Source organism: Prosthecobacter sp. (assembly GCF_029946185.1).
Taxonomy (GTDB): Bacteria; Verrucomicrobiota; Verrucomicrobiia; order Verrucomicrobiales; family Verrucomicrobiaceae; genus Prosthecobacter.
Window position 1 is genome coordinate 1 of sequence record NZ_JAQSEA010000027.1, and the last position, 2398, is coordinate 2398.

A 2398-nucleotide genomic window follows, 5' to 3' on the forward strand; every position below is an offset into this window, starting at 1 on the left:
TGAGCATGAGGCGGGTGTGGATGAAGACATCGCCCTCGGGGTGAAATTGGGGCGGCTGTTCGCAGCCCTGCAGCACGAGGATCTCCGGTAGGAACTGCTCCATGAGGCCGCTGTTGACGAGGAGGTCGAAGCCGCGCACGCGATTTGGATGGAGCATCGTTTTGACGAACTCCTCGCGGATGCGCTCGATGCTGACGCTTTTGATTTTGGGGGCGAGGCCGCAGATGGATTCCCAGGTGGCGTGCTCGATATCGAAGCCGAGCACGGTGGCGAAGCGCACGGCGCGGAGCATGCGCAGGTGGTCTTCTTCAAAGCGGTCCTTGGCCACGCCGATGGCGCGCAGCAGGCCCATGCGCAGGTCCACCTGGCCGTCGACGTAGTCGATGACCTTGTCGGTGAGCGGGTCGTAGAAGAGGCCGTTGATGGTGAAATCGCGGCGCTGGGCGTCGAGTTCAGGGGTGGAGTAGGTGACGCTGTCCGGGCGGCGGCCGTCGCTGTAGCTGCCGTCGCTGCGGAAGGTGGCGACTTCGATGTGGACGTGATTCATGCGCACGATGACGACGCCGAAGTGGGCACCTACGGTCTGAGCACCTGGGAACAGCTTCACCACCTGCTCGGGCGTGGCGCTGGTGGCGACGTCGAAATCCTTGGCCTCGCGGCCGAGGAGCATGTCCCTCACGCAGCCGCCAGCGAGGAGGGCGGTGTGTCCGGCGTGGGTGAGTTTTTCGATGACCTTGATGGCGGTGGAGCGCATGGGGGAGATTTGGCGTCGCGGGAGTGGGGGGTCAACTTGAACGGAGGGTTGTTGTTGGATGTGGGAGAGGGCTTGTGGGGATTTGATTGAGTTGGGTGTGACGAAAGCGGCGCTGAAGACGCCGCATTGATTCGCTGCGCTCACCCTCCGGGCAGCCTGCGGCTGTCTACCTCCGCTGCGCTTCGGTTCCGGGGACGCTGGCGCGCGGATTCGTGCTGCTTTCCGCTGTTCAAATCGGGGACTGGCGTTAGAGTCGCGGCCCTTAATATGGACCCGCTCATCGAACTGCTCCGCAATAACTCCAACCGCAGCCCCAAAGAGATCGCTCTCGCACTGGGCCTCGCCGAATCCGAAATCACCGCCCGCATTGCCGCGGCGGAGGCGGATGGCACGATCCTGGGGTATAGCGCGGTGGTGGATCGTTTGAAGGCGGGAGACCGCCGGGTGACGGCCTTGATCGAGGTGCGCATCTCGCCGGAGCGTGATGGCGGCTTTGACCGTCTGGCGCGCCGGATTTCGAAATTTGACCAGGTGCGCGACTGCTTTCTGATGAGCGGTGGCTATGACCTGGCCGTGATCGTGGAGGGAAAAGACCTCCTCGATGTGGCGACCTTTGTGTCTGAAAAACTCAGCACCCTCGGCGGCGTGCTGTCCACGGCCACGCGCTTTGAATTGAAGGCGTACAAGGAAAATGGGTTCCTTGCGAACGGTGGCGGCGATGAAGAGCGCCTGCCAGTGAGTCCATGATCTAAGAGGAACCTGAGGCCATGGAATACGACAACAAAATTTCAAACATCATTCGCGATCTGCCGCGCTCCGGCATCCGCGATTTCTTCGAACTCGTCATCGGGCGTACCGATGTCATTTCGCTTGGCGTCGGCGAGCCCGACAAACCAACCCCGTGGCCGATTCGCGAGGCGGTGATCCGCTCGCTGGAAAAAGGTCAGACAAGCTACACCTCGAACCTGGGTCTCGAATCGCTGCGCATTGGCATCAGCGAGTACGTGACGAAGCACTTCCGCACCACGTATGATCCGAAGACAGAGATTCTGGTGACGGTGGGAGTGTCTGAGGCGCTCGACATCGCTTTCCGTGCGGTGTTGAATCCGGGCGACGAAGTCATCTATCATGAGCCGTGCTATGTCTCCTACAGCCCCAGCATCAAGATGGCCTACGGTGTACCAGTCGTGGTGCAGACGCGTGAAGAGAACGAATTCGCGCTGATGGCGGAAGATGTGGAGAAGGCGATCACGCCGAGGACGAAGGTCATCGCGCTGAACTTCCCCACGAATCCGACGGGTGGCATCATGCCGCATGAAGAGCTGGCAAAGATCGCTAAGCTGGCGGTGAAGCATGACCTGCTCGTTTTCACGGACGAGATCTACAGCGAGCTGCTGTATGACGGACGTCAGCACAAGAGCATCGTCGAATTTCCTGGCATGCGTGAGCGCACGATTTTGCTGCACGGCTTCAGCAAGGCCTTTGCCATGACTGGCTGGCGCCTCGGCTATGCCTGCGCTCCAGCACCGCTGCGCGAGGCGATGATGAAGATTCATCAGTATTGCATGCTCTGCGCGCCGATCATGAGCCAGATGGCGGGCATTGAAGCGCTCAAGATGGGCGAGACTGCCTATGAGGACATGC

3 protein-coding genes are annotated in these 2398 nt (G+C 60.8%); 2 read left to right on the forward strand and 1 reads right to left on the reverse strand.

From position 1 onward, the window contains the following. A partial coding sequence (locus PSV43_RS01410) for a CCA tRNA nucleotidyltransferase (protein WP_300192927.1) occupies positions 1–754 on the reverse strand: 754 nt, incomplete at its 3' end. Positions 755–1021: 267 nt separating this feature from the next. Between PSV43_RS01410 and PSV43_RS01415 the strand changes: the two genes are divergently transcribed. Continuing rightward, positions 1022–1501 (forward strand): Lrp/AsnC family transcriptional regulator, encoded by a 480-nt coding sequence (locus PSV43_RS01415; protein WP_300192929.1) that lies wholly within the window; start codon positions 1022–1024, stop codon positions 1499–1501. 20 nt (positions 1502–1521) lie between these two features. Beyond that, positions 1522–2398, forward strand: an 877-nt coding sequence (locus PSV43_RS01420) for an aminotransferase class I/II-fold pyridoxal phosphate-dependent enzyme (protein ID WP_300192931.1), incomplete at its 3' end; no start/stop codon positions are given.

Coding starts and splice junctions, on each gene's coding strand:
- PSV43_RS01415 (WP_300192929.1), top strand. CDS start 1,022: ATGGACCCGCTCATCGAACTGCTCCGCAATAACTCCAACCGCAGCCCC.